Below are 17,110 nucleotides of genomic sequence, written 5' to 3'. Positions count from 1 at the left end.
TTACAGAACTGCAAGACTTTGAATCTCTTTATCAGACATAGTGATTAGCATCTATATTTCATATCCAGTCCATGATGATAAAAACCATCATAAACTAGACATTTTAATTGGTGAATAACAGTGTTAAAATTCTCTTGAAAACTCAAAGCTGTAGTTTATTTTTTGCCCCATCCCCCCAAAGTGGGCTTTTTTTATGATTTTTCACGTTCTACGTTTATTATTTAATCAAATTTTCACGACTTTTTTCATATTAGTTAAATAATTATGGTTAATCATAGGGTCTAAAAAAACGGCTCTAAAAGCCACTTTTTCGGTGCTAACTCAACATGCCCTAGAATAAGAATATGCTTATTGTTTTGCCTAGGAGTAGTCAATTCGTCATAGTTTGACTCAGTCTCTGACCGAGGATCTGTTGCTATATTCATATTACTAGATTCATTTAGTTTACTAGTATTTTCTTGTCTTGACTGTTCTAAGGTGCCTTTAAACTCAATTCTATGAGTGAGATCTTCAATATGTTGCACTAAAGAGCTTTCTCTTTGATTTGCTAAATCTAACTGATTTTTAAGTAAAGAAATTTGATCTTTTAGAACATTTTCGATCTCTGATTGTACACGTACTGGGCACCAGTTGGATTCCCATAAACTCTTGTTAATTTAGATAGATCTATGAGTACGTGACTATCCCTACAGTTCTTTATCATGATGGATAAAATCCACCATTATTTGTGTGGGCATTCGAGCTCCGCCTGGGTGAAAAAAGCGGCTGCTTTACGTAGAGTTTCATTGGCTCTTTGCAATTCTTTATTGCCACGTTTGAGTTGTTTAATACGTTCTTGATCTGAAAGTTGCTGTACTTTGGCTGGATTCTGTTGACTCAAATGCTTCTGATGCCAGAAACGTAGTGTTTCAGAAGTACAGCCAATCTTGGGAGCAATTGCTGTGATTGCAGCCCAAGTAGAAGTATAATCTTTTTCAGATTCAATAGACCTCTTGCAAAAATCATTTTTTAATCAATTCCATGTTGTAAATTGCAGTAATCAAATTAAGGCGTAAACCCATCCGTTTACGCCGATTGCGATAACGCTCAGCAAGAATTCTAAAGGTCTTTAATTTGCCATTTACGTGCTCAATTCGGATACGTCGTTTTCCAATTTCACGATTGATTTGCTTATGTAACAGCGTCAATGGCTTATTTTTGCTTGATCTAAAGGGAATAAGGCCGTTCACTCCCAGTCGATTCAAACCTTGATAGCCTTTATCTACAAGCAATAATGCCTTGTATTTTTGTTTTTTACGCTGTTTTTTAAATAACTCAAAATCATGCACGCTGCCATGTGCAATGGCTGTTGATATAATTTGGCCAGTCTCGTAGTGAATCGTCAGCTGGGCTTTGATCGTATGACGTTTTTTCTTGCCGCTATAGTACTTTTTCTATTTTTTTTTGGACGTTCTATCGTCATTTCAGTGGCATCAATCACGATAACTCCCCAATCTGCACCTTCGCCTTGTGGTAACTTTTTAGGTAAATAAAATTTATCGGACTTTATTAAAAGGTTTTCAATCTTTTGAATAATGCGTGAAGCGCTTGATTCATGGATACCATAGGTCATCGCAATATAGAAAAGTATGCGATATTCGCGCCAATAGCTTAAGGTCATCAACAGCTGATCTTCAAGCGAAAGTATTGAGGGTCTTCCTCGTCGACTATCACTTTGAGCGGCTCTCAATACTTCAAGCATTTCTGCAAAAGTTGAGGGTTGTATTCCGACAAGTCGTTTAAACTGCTGGCTTGGCAGTATTTTTTACTTTTGAGTAGTTCATGCAACAATGATAACCAAATACGGCTTATTGATCGGTACGAAAAACGACTACCAGGTTAGTCATTTTTTGATTTATGCAAGAGATCTAATCAATAATTGAACCGTTCTACCTCTAATTTCAGGGGTATATTTTGGTTTTGTCATCGGGACACTAGGCTTCGCTACATCTTGCGAAACAATACTTTATCTCATCTCAAGAAAGTTGGTCTCCGACAAACCCGGTAAGGTTCAGACAGACTTCACTCTGAGGCTGACTATAATAATAGATGATATTTGTCTAGGAGAGTGATGGCAGTCAACAGGCACTTTTTATGTTCATTCCTATGCAAGATTGTAAGCTGAAATCTACAACTTGGAGTTGATTAAAAACTGATCTATGACGGAATTAGGTCGACCACTTACCCACGTTACGTCTTAAATTTGGCTCAATTAAGGGGCGCTTTGCCTTTCAAATCTTTGTGCAATAAAACCGATGCTTACTAATAACCTTACTGATAAATACAATTTAATATTAAACAATGGCTTATATTTTTTGATGTCTTAGGATTAGATTTGAAATTAAAATATGTCTGAGTTTTTGTAGTTCTCAGATTATTTTAAGTCATTTTTAAGATTCAAATTTTAGGCTAAAGCATATTAAAGTCTTCGAACTTAAAAAATGCTTAAACTGACTTCTTTTCCAAGCTTTCTTCAAATCAAACCAATTCGTTTAGCAAGATTTAATCTGATGCTCGCTATTTGGTTGGGATTAGTTTTGAATTTTTCTTTTTATCAAAAAATTCATCAACTGACGCCCCATAGCAATTTCAAAGCATGGGCATTATTAGCTACGACAGTCTTGGTTGTTATTGGCTTTTATTATCTGGTATTACAATGGCTTATCTGGAAGTGGAATGCCAAAATACTAGCCAGTATTCTGATCATTCTGGGTGGCTTTAGTGCTTATTTTGTTAATAGTCTAGGTATAGTCATTACCCCAGACCAGATCCAGAATATGTTACAAACTGATGTTCGTGAAATTCGGGATCTTTGGTCAATACGATTAATTATCTGGACATTGGTATTTGTCATTTTCCCACTCTTTATCGTGTGGATACTTAAAATTCAGCCTGTATCATTGGGGCGTCAATTGTTGCATAAAAGTTTGAGCAGTGTACTTTCACTCGGATTAATACTCAGCTTATTATTCTGTTTTTATGTCGATTATGCTGCCATCTTTCGTGAGCATCGTGACCTGAAAGGGATGATCTCCCCACAAAACAGTATTGCATCTACATTATCCTATTATAAGAAAAAAGCCCCTAAAGCAAATTTGCCATTGGTGACCTTTGGTGAAGATGCACATCTACTTCAGCAGACTCAAATGCAAAGCAAACCTAAATTGATGGTGCTGGTAGTAGGGGAAACTGCACGTGCTGAGAGCTTTGCTCTAAATGGCTATGCACGTAATACAAATCCTGAACTGAGCAAACTGCAGGTGATAAATTTTAATCAAGTCAGTTCTTGCGGAACTGCCACAGCTGTTTCAGTACCTTGTATGTTTTCAGGGATGACACGTCAAAACTATGATGAACAGTTGGCTAGCCATCGTGAAGGATTACTAGATATTGCTCAGCGTGCTGGTTATCAAGTGACTTGGATTGATAATAATTCTGGCTGTAAAGGTGCCTGTAACCGGATTCAAAATTATCAAATTCCCATTCAACTGAAACAAAAGTGGTGTGATGCTGAAGGTGAATGTTTTGACGAAATATTGGTAGATAGTCTGAAAGATTATTTGTCACATCTCGATAAAAATAATCAAAAACCACAGTTGATCGTTCTGCACCAAATGGGCAGCCACGGTCCGGCTTATTTCAAACGCTCCAAATCACCATACCAACCTTTCCAACCAACCTGTAATACCAATGCCATTCAGGGCTGTAGCGCCGATGAGCTAAAAAATAGCTATGATAATTCTATTGTCTATACAGATTATGTCCTTGCTCAGATGATCAAAACGTTGCAGGATCAAAAACAATATCAAACTGGTTTCTGGTATCTGTCTGATCATGGTGAATCTACCGGAGAACATGGTCTATATCTGCACGGTGCCCCTTATAGCATAGCACCAACGCAACAGACCCATGTTCCAATGTTGATGTGGTTTTCAGAGTATTGGCAACAGTACAATACCCAGCAGGTCAACTGTCTCAAAGCACAAACCGGTAAGATGCACAGTCAGGATAATCTGTTCCCGAGTTTATTGAGTTTGCTGGGTATAAAAACGCAAGTGATTGAAGCTAAAAATGATATGCTTGCACAATGCTCATCATCATTAAAGAACAGAGCTTGAGATGCATAAAATATTGATTATTGAAGATGACTTCATGATTGCCGAGTCAACTAAAACATTGCTCAAGCTCCATCAATTTGATGTGCACTGGGTCAACAATGGTATTGATGGCTTAAAACAGCTACAACAGCAAAATTATAATATTGTCCTACTAGATCTGGGTTTGCCAATGATGGATGGTATGCTGGTACTTAAAAATATCCGTCAAAAGTTCCCAAGTTTACCTGTCCTGATTATTTCTGCTCGAGATCAGCTACAAAACCGGGTAGATGGACTGAATGATGGGGCAGATGATTACTTAATTAAACCTTATGAATTTGACGAGCTACTGGCACGTATTCACGCTTTAATGCGTCGAAGTGGAAGTATAAATATTGAGAAAGATACTAATAAGAAGTTATTACACAGTGGTTTGGAATTGGATATTGAGCAACACATCGCATTATTTAACGGACAGGCTATCGAATTATCTAATCGAGAATGGTCTATTCTCACCGCACTATTAACGTATCCAAACAAAATTTTTTCTAAAAATGATTTAGAAGACAAACTTTATGATTTCGATAGTGATGTAAGTAGTAATACTGTGGAAGTCTATATTCATCATCTGCGGGCCAAATTAGGGAAAGACTTTATCCGGACGATTCGTGGACTAGGATATCGCTTAGGGTAAAGCATGATGAAAAAACGCTATTCCTTGCAAAAACGTCTAATTATTTATATTTCATTGTTTAGCGTAGTATTAGGCTGTGTACTAATCTCTGCGGCATACCGGATTGCACTTGAAGAAATTAATGAAGTCTTGGACAAACAGATGCAAAGTCTCGCAGAGCGCATTGCAGAAAATCATCCTGAACCGCTACAAAGCGAGATTGATTTAGGAAAACAGTATAGTGAAGAAGATTTATTTGTAGATATTTGGTCTTATACAGATACTACATTACATCCACAGGATGTTTTGGTTGCATCGGTCAAGAAAGCAGGATTCTATACACATCAAACCCCATACGGAACCTGGCTAACTTATATCATTCCTGGAGACCAATTACAGATCCAAGTAAGCCAGCAAAAAAATGTCCGGCAAGATCTAGCATTGGAGCTCGCAGTGAATATGCTTCTCCCTTATGTACTATTTCTTCCTTTTGCTATATTCGGTTTAAGCTGGGTAATTCGGAGAAATTTTCAGCCTCTTATTGATTTTAAAACAGAATTGGCCAGCCGTAAGGCTCAAGAATTAAAACCAATTGAAATGAAAGAATATCCTTTGGAGCTAGAACCGACCATTCAGGAAATGAATTACCTGTTTGGCCGTATTTCCTTAGCCCAACAAGAGCAGCGTCAATTTGTAGCAGACTCTGCACATGAACTACGTACACCACTGACAGCTTTAAATTTACAGTTACAGATCTTATTACAGCAATTTCCACAAAGTGATGCCTTGCACAACTTGAGTCTGGGCATCTTAAGGATGCAACATCTGGTAAATCAACTGTTAAGTTTGGCTAAACAGGATGTCACAGAAGGTTTAACTGAGCCTGTACAATCCCTGTCTCTGAATCAAATGACAGTCGCCTGCATTGAGCAGTTGATCCAGCTGGCACTACAAAAAGAAATTGATTTAGGAGTAGAACAACAGCAAGAATTGTTGATTCAGGGCCAGGCCTCAGCCCTACACTCGATTATTTATAACCTGATTGATAATGCAATTAAATACAGCCCAGAGCATGGCGTGATCAATGTATCGATATTGCAGCAAGGTCAACAGGCGATTCTACAGATAGAAGATAGTGGAGCAGGGATTGATCCAGCGCAATTTAACCAAATTCGTCAGAGATTCTATCGGGTTCATAACCATGCTGAAATTGGTAGTGGTTTAGGTCTATCAATTGTGGATAAAGCAACTGAACGTTTGGGCGGTACTTTAGAATTTTCAAAAAGTAGCAGCTTAGGTGGTCTGTGTGTACAAGTGAAATTTGCCTTGGTCGAAGCCTAAATAGATAGACTTTTGTCTTTTAGGTATTAAGGCTGTTTGATGCTAGCGAGCAAGGAAGCGTTTTTTTCAACTGGCATTTTGTGGCTAAATAAAACATAACCAATGATATTAATGCACCAAATCACCCAGCCAGTCCACAGGTTGTGACTCAGGAAATGTGCCCCTCGCATCATTTGTGCCCAGCCCATAGCGAAGCCTAAGATCGCTGCAGCGATTAGAAAAAAATAAGCCCGCTGACGGTTTACAGTGCGATAAACAAAATAGCCTGTCATTAATGCAAAACCACTAGATGCATGTCCACCAGGAAAACAATGTCCAGCGGTAGCACTGAAATCCCATAAAAACCCATTAGATGTAGGTGTTACCATATCCCAAGGACAGGCATGAACTGACTGGGATTTGATAATTCCGATTATCCCAGTTGTAAGCACTACCATTATAAAGAAATAACCTAATTCCCAACGCCTCTTATGCCAAGATTGCCATTTTAGTGCGACCATCCAACCAATGAATAGCACTATATAAACTAGAATTAACAGATCTTTGATATAACGATGATTTAACTCTGCCAGTGCCCAATCTTGCCGGAGGGGAAATTGTCCCTGACCATCGATAAATGGATAGATTAGTTTTAAATCAATGACTCCACCCACATCAAAAAAATTCCAGAGAAGCAAAAAACTGAAACTCAGTAGCAATATTTGATTCAGTAAAAAACGAGATCGTTCGGACGACATTTTAAATATTCCATTCTTGTCGTTGTAGCAGAAATGAGATCAAAACGAATGACCGATTAAAATGATGCCCCAAGTTACGGTAATTAAAATGAGTGCGACAAACTGGGCGGCACTGCCCATATCCTTAGCATTTTTGGATAACTCATGCTGTTCTATGGAAATACGATCCACTACTGCCTCAATTGCTGAGTTAATCAGTTCAACAATCAGTGCTAGCAGGCACACAGCCACCATGAGTGCTTGCTCAGCTAGACTCTGTGATATCCAAAAACTAAGAGGAATCAAAATCAGGTTAATCAGCACGATCTGCCGAAAGGCTGCTTCAGTTAGGAAGGCTGTTTTAAGGCCGGTCGCGGAATAACGAGCAGCATTGAAAATACGTTGTGTTCCGGAAGTACCTTTGTAGAGTGAACGATCGGGGGACATAGAAGTGATTCAGTTAAGATGATATTTGATTAATTTAAATTTTTAACCTTAAAACTCCCTTAAAAATGGATGATTATTTGATTGTTTTGGCGCAAAAAATGGCTTAACCCACTTCAATAGTTTTTAATTTCTTGAAATGCTCTAAGGTATCCCTCATTACACATCTTCTTAAAAATCATCAAAAGTAGTAACTAATATCATGATTAGACTTCTTGCGTTAGTCAAAATTTAAACAGCCCAAAGCTACATTTTATAAGGTTTTAGCCAATTCAAAAATTAGGTAAAATGATACTTTCGCAAGAGGTATAGAGGTGGATCAGGAAATTTGAACAACACTTATAAGTGATATTTTGCTCCCCAAATGATGTTATAAACATCAATATATGGAGTATTTTATGGCACGTAGACCAAGAAGAAATCATTCAAATGATTTTAAAGCTAAGGTAGCACTTGCTGCGATTAAAGCAGAAAAAACACTTGCTGAATTGAGTTCTGAATTTGATGTTCATCAAAACCAAATTATCGACTGGAAAAATCAACTGATTTCAGCTTCCTCGCAAGCTTTCGATCAATCAAAAGCTCCAACAGAACCACCCATCGATCTAAAAAAACTACATGCAAAAATCGGTGAGCAGGCATTAGAAATTGATTTTTTAGAAGGTGTGTTGAAGAAACTGGGCCGCTTCAACCACAAAAGTTAATCGATGACTCACTTCAGATTTCAGTATCTAAGCAAGCTCAGCTGCTGAAAGTCTCCCGTGGTTGTTATTACTATCGCCCAAAACCTGTGAGTGCATCAGATCTGAAGCTGATGCGGTGTATGGATGAGTTACATATGCAATACCCTTTTGCAGGTAGCCGTATGATGCGTGATTTGTTGAATCGTCAAGGACATCATATAGGACGACGTCATACACGTACTTTAATGAAGAAAATGGGCATTAATGCGTTATATTGCAAACCAAATTTAAGCCAGGCTAATCAAGCTCACCGCAAATATCCATATCTGCTCAAAGGATTGGCTATTCAGCGCAGTAATCAAGTGTGGTCTACGGATATAACGTATATCCCTATGGCAAAAGGCTTTGTTTATTTATGTGCTGTGATTGATTGGCATAGCCGCAAGGTACTTGCGCATAGAGTATCGATTAGTATGGAGGTTACATTTTGCATAGAAACATTAAATGAAGCTATTGAAAAATATGGTCGACCTGAAATATTTAATACAGACCAAGGCAGTCAGTTTACCAGTGATGCATTTATTGATGTATTGAAATCAAATGGCATTCTAATCAGTATGGATGGTAAAGGTCGATGGGTAGATAATGTGATGGTTGAACGATTATGGCGGAGCGTTAAATATGAAGAGGTGTATCTCAAAGCTTATAGCAGTGTCACAGATGCGAAAAAGCAATTGAGTGCATATTTTGAGTTTTATAATCTGAAACGACCTCATTCGAGTCTAGACAAAATGACACCAAATGAGTTTTACTATGATCAGCTACCCCAACAAAACAAGGTGGCTTAACTAGAGCGGAATATCACTTATAAATACGCTTTTAGTTGTTCAAACATGTGGGACCACCTCTTATATTGTTCAAGGAGTAGGTCAGCTATTTGGTTAAGGTACTCGAGTATTTTTGTCATTCAGAATCGACTCATTAATCCTTTGTTTTTTTCTGTCATTTTCTATCTTAATGGCTAAAGCTAATATAATTATTATTATGATAAGAATGCTTATTTTGCCCTTCATTTGTATACTTCTATTAGAAATAACTTAATAAATATTAGCATCTCAGCTCGAGATCTTAAAGTAGGATTCAAACCATATTTTAAAATAGAGTCACTTTGCACTTAATGTAATACAATTCTTGAAAAATTCTAATAATTAAAAATTTAATCAAACGAGTGATTTGAAAGTCAAAAGATTTAAAAATTCTAAAGCATAGACTTGAATAATGCGATGATCTCGAACGTCTTGCAGAACTGCAAGACGTTGAATTTCTTTGTCAGACATAGTGATCAGCATCTATATTTCATATCCAGTCCATGATGTTTAAACCACCATAAACTAGACATTTTTATTGGTGAGAATATAGACACTTTAAATGGGTTCTAACAAACTCTGGAGCTTTCGTATAAGGTGTATTATGTTAATTTTAGAAAATCTAAGAAATTAATATTATTTTAAACTAAAATAATTTAAAAGATACTCCCTAACAAAAGAGATATTCGGTTTCGGTACACCTCTGTTCCAAACTAAATAGAGCTGGTTCTCTGGTGCTTCAATTTTATTGTTGATTGCTATCAACTTTCCCGTTCTAAGTTCTTCTTCACAATGATAATCAGGTAGCACCGACCAACCATGTCCAGCTATTAAAAGTTGTTTAATAGCTCTTAAGTCAGGAACAATGCATGATGCAATCATATTAATCTTAGTTTTAAATAAGGCTGACCAAACTGTTCTTATTAAAGGTAAATCTTCATCATAAGAAATTAATGGTATCTGTGTTAAAACATCCTTATTAGGCTTCTTACCAATTTTATTACTCAGGTTTGGAGCATGCACCAATAAGAATTTTTCAGTAATTAATGGTAAAAATTCGAACTTTTCTTCATTAGGCTTAGATGCTGTAACTGCTAAATCGATTAGCTTATCTTCTAGAAGCTCATATATTCTGTTTTTATTACCTGTTTGACAACGGATATTGAAACCTTTCTCCATCAACGAAATAAAAGGTGATGTTAAGCAGTAATATATAAAATCTGCTGGAGCAGCTAGAAATATTATCCCACCAGACACGTCACCTAATTTAAAGGAAGATAGCTTTAGTTCAAGTGCATCAACATTAGATGCTATTGACCGAGCTAATTCATCAGCGGCAATAGTAGGTTCAACACCACGTGGCTTACGTATAAAAAGCTTCTTGCCAATAAAAGCTTCTAAAGACTGAATATGTAGTGAAGCAGCGGGTTGAGTTATTGATAAATTCTCTGCTGCTTTTGAAAAAGATTTTGATCTATATACTTCTAGAAAGGTCCTTAAATGGGTAAGACGGCTCATAAGTTTGATCATTCAGATATTTCTTTAATATTGATTTTAAGTTATCGAAAATAAGAAAAGTAGAAAAAAATCGATAGATTTTTTTCTACTTCATAACTTAATTTTTTTTAATTTGAACCATTAAAATTACGAGGCCAATAATAGCTAAACAAGCGCCTGTAATGCCTGTATAGATCAAACCGACATGGCTGATAGTCAAGGCACCTAGTGTTGATCCCAGTGCAATTGCAAAGTTAAAACCAGCAATATTCAGACCTGATGCAATACTATCTGAATTAGGTGCATGTTTTTTTGCAATCTCCATTAATCTAGCTTGCAGAGTAGGCACTGAACCAAAAGTAAATAGGCCAAGTAAGGATACAAGAATAAGCATCATCACTGCAGAATGTATAAATAACCACATACTTAAGGTACTAAGGGCAATACCCACAATAATTACAATATTGGCTTTATTTGTACCAACTGCATCTGTAATTTTTCCACCTAGCATATTACCAATTGCAGCAAATATACCAAATAAGAGAGTGTATACAGGTATTGAAGTTACATTAACTTCTGTCACTTCAATAAGCATTGAAGCAATATAGGTATAAGCAACAAAAGATCCAGAGAAAGCAAATACCGTTACTAAGGCTCCATATATTAATTTGGAATTTAATAAACTTAGAAGCCCTTGTTTAATACTATATTTCTGGTCTAAATCAGTAATTAAAGGATCTTTCATACCAATAAATAATCCTAAAAACCCGAAAGCACCAAATATTGCAATCAATAACAATGCTAAATGCCAATCAATAATACTGCCTAGATAAGTACTAAAAGGAACTCCTATAGCCATTGCGATGGTGAACCCTCCAAATACAATGGCTACTGCACGACCTTCACGTCCATGACCTGCTAGTTTAGCTGCTGTACTTGCAGCAACAGCTAAGAATAAACCATGTCCCATTCCTGCAATAAATCGGGCAATAATCATTAAGGTTAAGTTAGTTGTTAGAGCGGTAATTAAACTACCTAGAGTAAAAATAACGGTGGTCATTAACATGACTTTCTTTCGTGACCAACCATTTGTTAAGAGAGTTACTATAGGTGCTGAGAATGTAGCTCCTAGTGTATAAGCAGTAACAAGTGAACCGATTTTTTCAACATTAACTCCTAAACTTTTTGCCATCACATCTGTGATACCAATTGGTACAAACTCCGCTAGACCTAAAGCAAAAGCCGTTATTGTAAAGATGTAGATAATGAATGGCATTTTTAAACTCATATTTAAATATATGAGAAGTTTAATTTCTATAAATACATAAAAAAAATTATAATATTTATATTAAATATAAAAAAAATTATACCTATTAATAAGAGCTATATCGGCTATTTAACATAATGGGCGTTATACGAAATTTTCAAAAAAATACAGTAAAAATGGGAGCTTAAGGCTCCCATTCTTGACTTCGCATAAGGTGTATTATGTTAATTTTAGGAAAACTAAATACTCTTTTGATTCATACTTCTTTAAAAACTTTTTTTCTAAGCCATAGCGAAACCGTGACTAAGGCAATCAATACAGGCACTTCAACAAGCGGTCCAATCACTGTTGTGAAAGCTACAGGTGAAGCTAATCCAAAAGTGGCAATCGCCACAGCCAGTGCTAATTCAAAATTGTTGCCTGCCGCTGTAAAGGAAATAGCAGTCGTTTTAGGGTAATCGTTACCCATCCACTTACTCATAAAGAAGCTGATGAAGAACATTGCAACAAAATAGATCGATAAAGGAATAGCGATTCTAAGCACGTCTAGAGGAAGGCTAATCACTTCATTACCTTTAAGACTGAACATGGCTACAATCGTGAATAAAAGCGCAATAAGGCTGATTGGGCTAATCTTTGGAATAAACTTAGTTTGATACCAATCCAAACCTTTCTGTTTGACTAAAATCAGCCGGGTTAAAAAACCAAGTAAGAATGGAATACCTAGATAAACCAGAACAGCATGGGTAATGGTCCAAAAACTTACATCAATGATTTGTGCTTCTACCCCAAAGAATGGCGGTAAGAAGGTCAAGAACAACCAAGCATAAGTACTAAAGAACAAGATCTGGAAGATACTGTTAAACGCAACCAAGGCAGCAACATATTGATTATCCCCACATGCCAGACCATTCCAGACGAGGACCATCGCAATACATCGAGCTAAGCCTATGAGAATTAGGCCAGTCATATATTCAGGATAGGTGTGCAGAAAAATGATTGCCAAAGCAAACATTAGACAAGGTGCAATGATCCAGTTTTGAACAAGAGATAATGTAAGGGTTCGCTTGTCCTCAAAGACTTTAGGCAAGGTTGCATAGTCAACTTTGGCAAGTGGGGGATACATCATCAAAATAAGCCCTATTGCGATAGGGATATTCACTGAATTAATGCTTAATTGATCTAATACAACAGATGTTTGAGGGAAAAACACCCCAATACCTACGCCTAATGCCATGGCAATGAAAATCCATAGAGTTAGGTTTCGATCTAAGAATGAGAGCTTTGATGCGGACATTGAATTACTCGCATTGCATAGAGATAGATAAGTTGCTCGCAGGTTTATTCAGTACTTCATCATTTAAAACATTGAGAACTGCATTTACCCATTCTGGTAAATCAGGATTTAATCGGTAGTACATCCATTGTCCTTTGCGCTCATCTAGCAAAATTGAAAGGTTACGGAGTAAAGCCAAATGACGAGAAATTTTAGGTTGGCTCAGTTGTAATATCTCTGTGATTTCACAAACACATACATTTTGTCTTTTTAAAATAATTTTTAAAATATCTAGACGTGTCGGGTCAGATAGGCATTTAAAGAAATCTGCTTGATCCATAATCTATACTCTTATATATGCTATTGCGAATATACGTATATCCATATATAAATGCAATATTATAAAGTCCTGAGTAAGTCCAATGTCATCAAAAGTTAAGATCTATCATAATCCAGCGTGCGGAACATCAAGAAATACACTGGCGCTAATTCGAAATACCGGAGAAGAACCCGAAATTATTGAGTATCTTCTCAACCCTCCAAGTAAAAGTGAACTCATTAATTTAATTGAGAAATCAGGTCTCTCTGTACGTAAAGCTATTCGCAAAAACGTGGAACATTTTGAAGCTCACAACTTGGATCAGCAGCACTGGACAGATGAACAGCTCATTAATTTTATGCTTGAGTATCCAATTTTAATTAACCGTCCATTTGTTGTGACTGAACTGGGCGTAAAACTATGTAGACCATCTGAACTCGTTTTAGATATTTTGTCTGCGCCTCAATTAGGAGCTTTTATCAAAGAAGATGGTGAAATAATCATCGATAAAAATGGTAAGCGGATTAAATAAATCCGCCTCATTTAACATAATGGGAGGGGGAGATTAAGCTAAAATTAGGGTTTTAATTTAGAGAGGCTTTGTTGCACAAACCTATCTCTAAAGGCTTATTCCCTAATATAATTTTCGAATGAATAAGCCTACACCTAAAATCTACCGTACAACCAATTGGTCCACATATAACCAAGCTCTCATTAATCGTGGGAATATTGCCATTTGGTTTGATCCAAAAACACAATGGTATGCTCAACCCAAAAGCAAACATGGTCGAAATCAAACTTATTCCGATACTGCCATCCAATGCTGCTTAATGATTAAATCCATATTTCGTCTTTCTCTACGCATGGTCACTGGCTTTGTGCAAAGCCTCATTAAGCTTTGTGGTTTAGATTGGACAGCACCAGATTATTCCGCCATTTGCAGAAGACAAAGGTATATTGATATTTCGATTTGTTATCAAAAAAGTAGTGATGGACTGCATCTACTCGTAGACTCCACTGGCTTGAAATTTTTAGGTGAAGGCGAATGGAAACGCAAGAAACATCAGCCTGAATATCGTCGACAATGGCGTAAACTACATATTGGTATAGATGCGAAAACCCTACAAATACTAGCAGTTCAGCTCACAGCGAATAATGTGAGTGATTCACAAGTCCTTGGGGATTTACTTGATCAAATTCCACAAGATGAGCAGATTGACTCTGTTTATACCGATGGTGCTTATGACACAAAACAATGCCGTCAGGTCATTGCAGATCGGCAAGCGCATGCTGTGATTCCGCCAAGAAAAAATGCGAAACCTTGGAAAGATACAAAGATCAGCTCGTTAGAGCGAAATGAATTACTTCGAACAGTTAAACGTTTAGGCAGGACACTATGGAAAAAATGGTCAGGCTATCATCGGCGAAGTTTGGTCGAAACTAAGATGCATTGCATCAAATTATTGGGGGATAAACTCAGTTCGAGAAACTTCCAAAGCCAAGTCAATGAGATGCATGCACGTGTAGCAGTATTAAATAAATTCACAGAGTTAGGCCGACCTCACACCCAAGTTGCCACTTAAATTTGAGTAGATATGGGAAATCTTAATTTTTAAATCTTTGTGCAACAAAGCCACTAGATACTATAATTGGTTGCTCATGGAGAGTAGTATTTTTCGGATGGATTTTTATATATGCCAAATTTTGTGATTGATAAGATTGAACGAAAAGCCGCATTAGACGTGTTAAAAAAATTTACAGTTAGAAAACTTGGATATTCCCTAAGACGAGCAGATATTTTTTTCCTTCAGCATAAGGATGAATATATGACGGCTCACTTTAATATAGGTTTAGATGATTTGTATCTTCGATTTGGAGATTGTCGACATGCAGCTCCAGATCACAAATCTATTGTTGTTGCGAGAATTGGGTTTCGTCAGACAAAAAGGGGGCATGGTACTGAATTGCTGAAAGTACTTTGTATGTTTGGCCAAAGATTTGGTTATGAATTTTTGCAAGTAGAATGCCCTAATCCTGATTGTCAGGCGTTCATGAGAAAATTAGGGTTTAAAGATACTCATATTCTACCTATTGGCGAATTGAGAAATTCTATTCAAGAATATGAGCTGTTGAGACAGACCGAAGCTAATTGCGTATAAGAGATTTTATGTTTTGCGTATAAGAGATTTTATGTTAAATATATAGTTATTAGAACAAATAAATATGAATATAGCTTTAAGTATTATCTAAAAGTATACTAAACTTAAAAGCTATACTTAATTAATTGTAAGTGAATGAAATTATTTTTATTTATTAAAAAAAAACTTGATTTAACTCTTAGAAACCTAATACTTTTTTTAGCAGTATTTTCTGTATCTACCCTTTTTATTATTTCTTTAGTTGTTAGTTATCAAATAGTAAAAAATCAACTTATCAATAATTCATTATCATTAAACTCTGAATATGCAAATAAAATTGCAACAAGTACTGATAATCATTTTAAAAATATATTAACCCAACTCGATTATAGTGCAAAAGTATTAGGAAAAGATTTTGATGATGAAAGCACTAGAGAATCAGAAGTACAGAGATTAAATATGCAATCTAATTACTACAATAGCGTAGTAATTAGCGATCCTCAGGGTAGGTTGATCAACTATTCACCTAATATTTTAAACATTGATAAAAACAAAGTACAAAGCACATTAGGAATTAATAACTCAATAAAAAATAAAAAGCCTTATATCTCTACACCTTATCTTTCTATTAGAAAGAATATGATTATTTTTATTTCTCAGCCGATTTATGATAGTAAAAAAAACTATAAGGGATTTATTGGATCTACTATTTATTTAAAGGAAAAAAATATTATTAATCAGATGTTAACTACATCTGAAAGCTATAAAAAAAGCTATATGTATGTCATTGATGGAAATGGTCAGATAATTTTTCATCCTGATCATAAAAGAGTTGGGGATATAGTAAAAAATAACAATGGTTTAGAATATATAAAAAAGCAAAAAGTTGGAAAAATTCGCCTGATCAATAGTAGAGGGATAGATAATCTTGCTGGATTTTCACATATAAAAACTACAGATTGGATAATTGTCTCGCAACAACCTACTATGGAATTATTAAAGCAAGCTACTTCAATTATTTATAAAGTTTCTGCTGGAATCTTTATATTCTATTTAATTATCTTTTATATCGTATGGAAATGTTCTTTTTTCATAGCATCACCTCTGCATAAATTAGCGAATATTGCTGGTTCGCTTCATCTACCAGAAGTACGGGGTGAAATTAAAACTATTTATCCATGGTATTACGAAATAGTTAAATTAAAACACGCTCTTTTACTAAGTGTTAAAAACTTTTCAATAAAAATCAATGAAATGGATCACTATGTTAACACTGACCCTCTTACTGGTCTAATGAATCGTAGGGGAATGAACTTTTTTATAACCAATCAAATGAATGAAAAAAATAATTTATCTATTTTACTAATAGATATAGATTTTTTTAAAAGAATAAATGACACATATGGACATGATCAAGGTGATTCGGTTCTAAAGTATCTTGCAAAAACTATGCAAAAAAGTTTTCGTAAAAATGACGTCTGTTGTCGTTATGGTGGGGAGGAATTTATTGTTGTGATACCTAATACTAGCCAACAAGATGTTTATGAAAGTGCTGAGCGATTTAGAAAAGAACTAGCAACACAGACCATCCCAAATGTAGGGTCTATTACAGTTTCTATAGGGATAGCTTCTTGGCCTGAAAGTTCTGAGGATATTTCAGAAGTTTTTAAAATTGCAGATAAATATCTTTATGAAGCTAAGAACAGTGGAAGGAACTGTGTAAAGTTCTAATCAATAGTTAAAAAAAATTTATA

The 17,110-nt window shown here is 35.8% G+C and carries 16 protein-coding genes and 2 pseudogenes; 8 read left to right on the top strand and 10 right to left on the bottom strand.

The annotated features are described in order from the left end of the window. Positions 1-689: 689 nt before the first annotated feature. From ACWM1W_RS16340 to ACWM1W_RS16330, 3 genes and pseudogenes are all read right to left on the bottom strand, one after another. Positions 690-985 (bottom strand): annotated as a pseudogene (locus ACWM1W_RS16340) (IS3 family transposase); the annotation flags it as partial. Between the two features lie 16 nt (positions 986-1,001). Then, entirely contained in the window at positions 1,002-1,379 is a 378-nt protein-coding gene (locus ACWM1W_RS16335) for an IS5/IS1182 family transposase (protein ID WP_052209095.1), read from the bottom strand. A gap of 2 nt (positions 1,380-1,381) precedes the next feature. Next, positions 1,382-1,741 (bottom strand): transposase family protein, encoded by a 360-nt coding sequence (locus tag ACWM1W_RS16330; protein WP_461603323.1) that lies wholly within the window; start codon positions 1,739-1,741, stop codon positions 1,382-1,384. 739 nt (positions 1,742-2,480) lie between these two features. Between ACWM1W_RS16330 and ACWM1W_RS16325 the strand changes: the two genes are divergently transcribed. From ACWM1W_RS16325 to ACWM1W_RS16315, 3 genes are read left to right on the top strand one after another with little or no spacing between them, the layout of a single operon-like run. Beyond that, positions 2,481-4,157: a phosphoethanolamine transferase gene (locus ACWM1W_RS16325; protein WP_034171268.1), complete on the top strand. Its 1,677-nt coding sequence runs from the start codon at positions 2,481-2,483 to the stop codon at positions 4,155-4,157. 1 nt (position 4,158) lies between these two features. Then, positions 4,159-4,830 carry a response regulator transcription factor gene (locus ACWM1W_RS16320; RefSeq protein WP_004780026.1) on the top strand — a complete coding sequence of 224 codons (672 nt, stop codon included), beginning with the start codon at positions 4,159-4,161 and terminating at the stop codon, positions 4,828-4,830. Positions 4,831-4,836: 6 nt separating this feature from the next. Continuing rightward, the gene (locus tag ACWM1W_RS16315; RefSeq protein ID WP_171248474.1) at positions 4,837-6,150 is read left to right on the top strand and encodes an ATP-binding protein; all 1,314 of its coding nucleotides are present in this window, start codon (positions 4,837-4,839) and stop codon (positions 6,148-6,150) included. 26 nt (positions 6,151-6,176) lie between these two features. Here ACWM1W_RS16315 and ACWM1W_RS16310 read toward each other — a convergent pair whose 3' ends face one another. Together ACWM1W_RS16310 and ACWM1W_RS16305 are read right to left on the bottom strand one after the other, a co-directional pair. Next, a complete protein-coding gene (locus tag ACWM1W_RS16310; protein ID WP_004780023.1) occupies positions 6,177-6,887 on the bottom strand; it encodes a phosphatase PAP2 family protein in 711 nt (236 codons plus the stop codon). Between the two features lie 39 nt (positions 6,888-6,926). Next, positions 6,927-7,313: a diacylglycerol kinase gene (locus tag ACWM1W_RS16305; protein WP_375726214.1), complete on the bottom strand. Its 387-nt coding sequence runs from the start codon at positions 7,311-7,313 to the stop codon at positions 6,927-6,929. A 383-nt stretch (positions 7,314-7,696) separates the two neighbouring features. Between ACWM1W_RS16305 and ACWM1W_RS16300 the strand changes: the two genes are divergently transcribed. Further along, positions 7,697-8,841 (top strand): IS3 family transposase gene (locus tag ACWM1W_RS16300; RefSeq protein WP_375725726.1). Its coding sequence is split into 2 segments (ribosomal slippage): positions 7,697-7,961 and positions 7,961-8,841, totalling 1,146 coding nucleotides; the frame shifts between segments, so codons are not numbered across the junction. A gap of 361 nt (positions 8,842-9,202) precedes the next feature. Here the strand turns inward: ACWM1W_RS16300 and ACWM1W_RS16295 are convergent. The 5 genes and pseudogenes from ACWM1W_RS16295 to ACWM1W_RS16275 all read right to left on the bottom strand — a co-directional run. After that, positions 9,203-9,342, bottom strand: a pseudogene (locus ACWM1W_RS16295) (ISNCY family transposase); the annotation flags it as partial. A gap of 153 nt (positions 9,343-9,495) precedes the next feature. Further along, on the bottom strand, positions 9,496-10,389 hold the full coding sequence (locus tag ACWM1W_RS16290; RefSeq protein ID WP_461603322.1) for a LysR family transcriptional regulator: 894 nt from the start codon (positions 10,387-10,389) through the stop codon (positions 9,496-9,498). An 85-nt stretch (positions 10,390-10,474) separates the two neighbouring features. Beyond that, positions 10,475-11,632, bottom strand: a complete 1,158-nt coding sequence (locus ACWM1W_RS16285) for an MFS transporter (protein ID WP_375726285.1) — start codon at positions 11,630-11,632, stop codon at positions 10,475-10,477. Between the two features lie 247 nt (positions 11,633-11,879). Continuing rightward, positions 11,880-12,920, bottom strand: a complete 1,041-nt coding sequence (gene arsB / locus ACWM1W_RS16280) for an ACR3 family arsenite efflux transporter (RefSeq protein WP_034171275.1) — start codon at positions 12,918-12,920, stop codon at positions 11,880-11,882. A 4-nt stretch (positions 12,921-12,924) separates the two neighbouring features. Beyond that, positions 12,925-13,239, bottom strand: coding sequence for an ArsR/SmtB family transcription factor (locus ACWM1W_RS16275; protein WP_375726257.1), 315 nt, complete (start codon positions 13,237-13,239; stop codon positions 12,925-12,927). Between the two features lie 82 nt (positions 13,240-13,321). Between ACWM1W_RS16275 and arsC the strand changes: the two genes are divergently transcribed. The 4 genes from arsC (at position 13,322) to ACWM1W_RS16255 (ending at position 17,087) form a co-directional block, all read left to right on the top strand. Next, complete coding sequence (arsC, locus tag ACWM1W_RS16270) at positions 13,322-13,750, top strand: arsenate reductase (glutaredoxin) (protein WP_034171277.1); 429 nt, start codon at positions 13,322-13,324, stop codon at positions 13,748-13,750. A 118-nt stretch (positions 13,751-13,868) separates the two neighbouring features. Next, complete coding sequence (locus tag ACWM1W_RS16265) at positions 13,869-14,801, top strand: IS5 family transposase (RefSeq protein WP_034171278.1); 933 nt, start codon at positions 13,869-13,871, stop codon at positions 14,799-14,801. 111 nt (positions 14,802-14,912) lie between these two features. Next, entirely contained in the window at positions 14,913-15,377 is a 465-nt protein-coding gene (locus ACWM1W_RS16260; protein WP_034171279.1) for an N-acetyltransferase, read from the top strand. A gap of 135 nt (positions 15,378-15,512) precedes the next feature. Beyond that, positions 15,513-17,087 (top strand): sensor domain-containing diguanylate cyclase, encoded by a 1,575-nt coding sequence (locus ACWM1W_RS16255; protein ID WP_034171280.1) that lies wholly within the window; start codon positions 15,513-15,515, stop codon positions 17,085-17,087. The last annotated feature ends 23 nt before the right edge of the window (positions 17,088-17,110 follow it).

It is taken from the genome of Acinetobacter sp. TW_SC_4 (assembly GCF_054861205.1).
This window is presented reverse-complemented; position numbering and strand designations above follow the sequence as displayed.

What these genes read in the sequence shown, in the direction of transcription:
- ACWM1W_RS16330 (WP_461603323.1), bottom strand. Translation starts at nt 1,741, where the DNA reads ATGCTTGAAGTATTGAGAGCCGCTCAAAGTGATAGTCGACGAGGAAGA.
- ACWM1W_RS16325 (WP_034171268.1), top strand. Translation starts at nt 2,481, where the DNA reads ATGCTTAAACTGACTTCTTTTCCAAGCTTTCTTCAAATCAAACCAATT.
- ACWM1W_RS16320 (WP_004780026.1), top strand. Translation starts at nt 4,159, where the DNA reads ATGCATAAAATATTGATTATTGAAGATGACTTCATGATTGCCGAGTCA.
- ACWM1W_RS16315 (WP_171248474.1), top strand. Translation starts at nt 4,837, where the DNA reads ATGAAAAAACGCTATTCCTTGCAAAAACGTCTAATTATTTATATTTCA.
- ACWM1W_RS16310 (WP_004780023.1), bottom strand. Translation starts at nt 6,887, where the DNA reads ATGTCGTCCGAACGATCTCGTTTTTTACTGAATCAAATATTGCTACTG.
- ACWM1W_RS16305 (WP_375726214.1), bottom strand. Translation starts at nt 7,313, where the DNA reads ATGTCCCCCGATCGTTCACTCTACAAAGGTACTTCCGGAACACAACGT.
- ACWM1W_RS16290 (WP_461603322.1), bottom strand. Translation starts at nt 10,389, where the DNA reads ATGATCAAACTTATGAGCCGTCTTACCCATTTAAGGACCTTTCTAGAA.
- ACWM1W_RS16285 (WP_375726285.1), bottom strand. Translation starts at nt 11,632, where the DNA reads ATGCCATTCATTATCTACATCTTTACAATAACGGCTTTTGCTTTAGGT.
- arsB (WP_034171275.1), bottom strand. Translation starts at nt 12,920, where the DNA reads ATGTCCGCATCAAAGCTCTCATTCTTAGATCGAAACCTAACTCTATGG.
- ACWM1W_RS16275 (WP_375726257.1), bottom strand. Translation starts at nt 13,239, where the DNA reads ATGGATCAAGCAGATTTCTTTAAATGCCTATCTGACCCGACACGTCTA.
- arsC (WP_034171277.1), top strand. Translation starts at nt 13,322, where the DNA reads ATGTCATCAAAAGTTAAGATCTATCATAATCCAGCGTGCGGAACATCA.
- ACWM1W_RS16265 (WP_034171278.1), top strand. Translation starts at nt 13,869, where the DNA reads ATGAATAAGCCTACACCTAAAATCTACCGTACAACCAATTGGTCCACA.
- ACWM1W_RS16260 (WP_034171279.1), top strand. Translation starts at nt 14,913, where the DNA reads ATGCCAAATTTTGTGATTGATAAGATTGAACGAAAAGCCGCATTAGAC.
- ACWM1W_RS16255 (WP_034171280.1), top strand. Translation starts at nt 15,513, where the DNA reads ATGAAATTATTTTTATTTATTAAAAAAAAACTTGATTTAACTCTTAGA.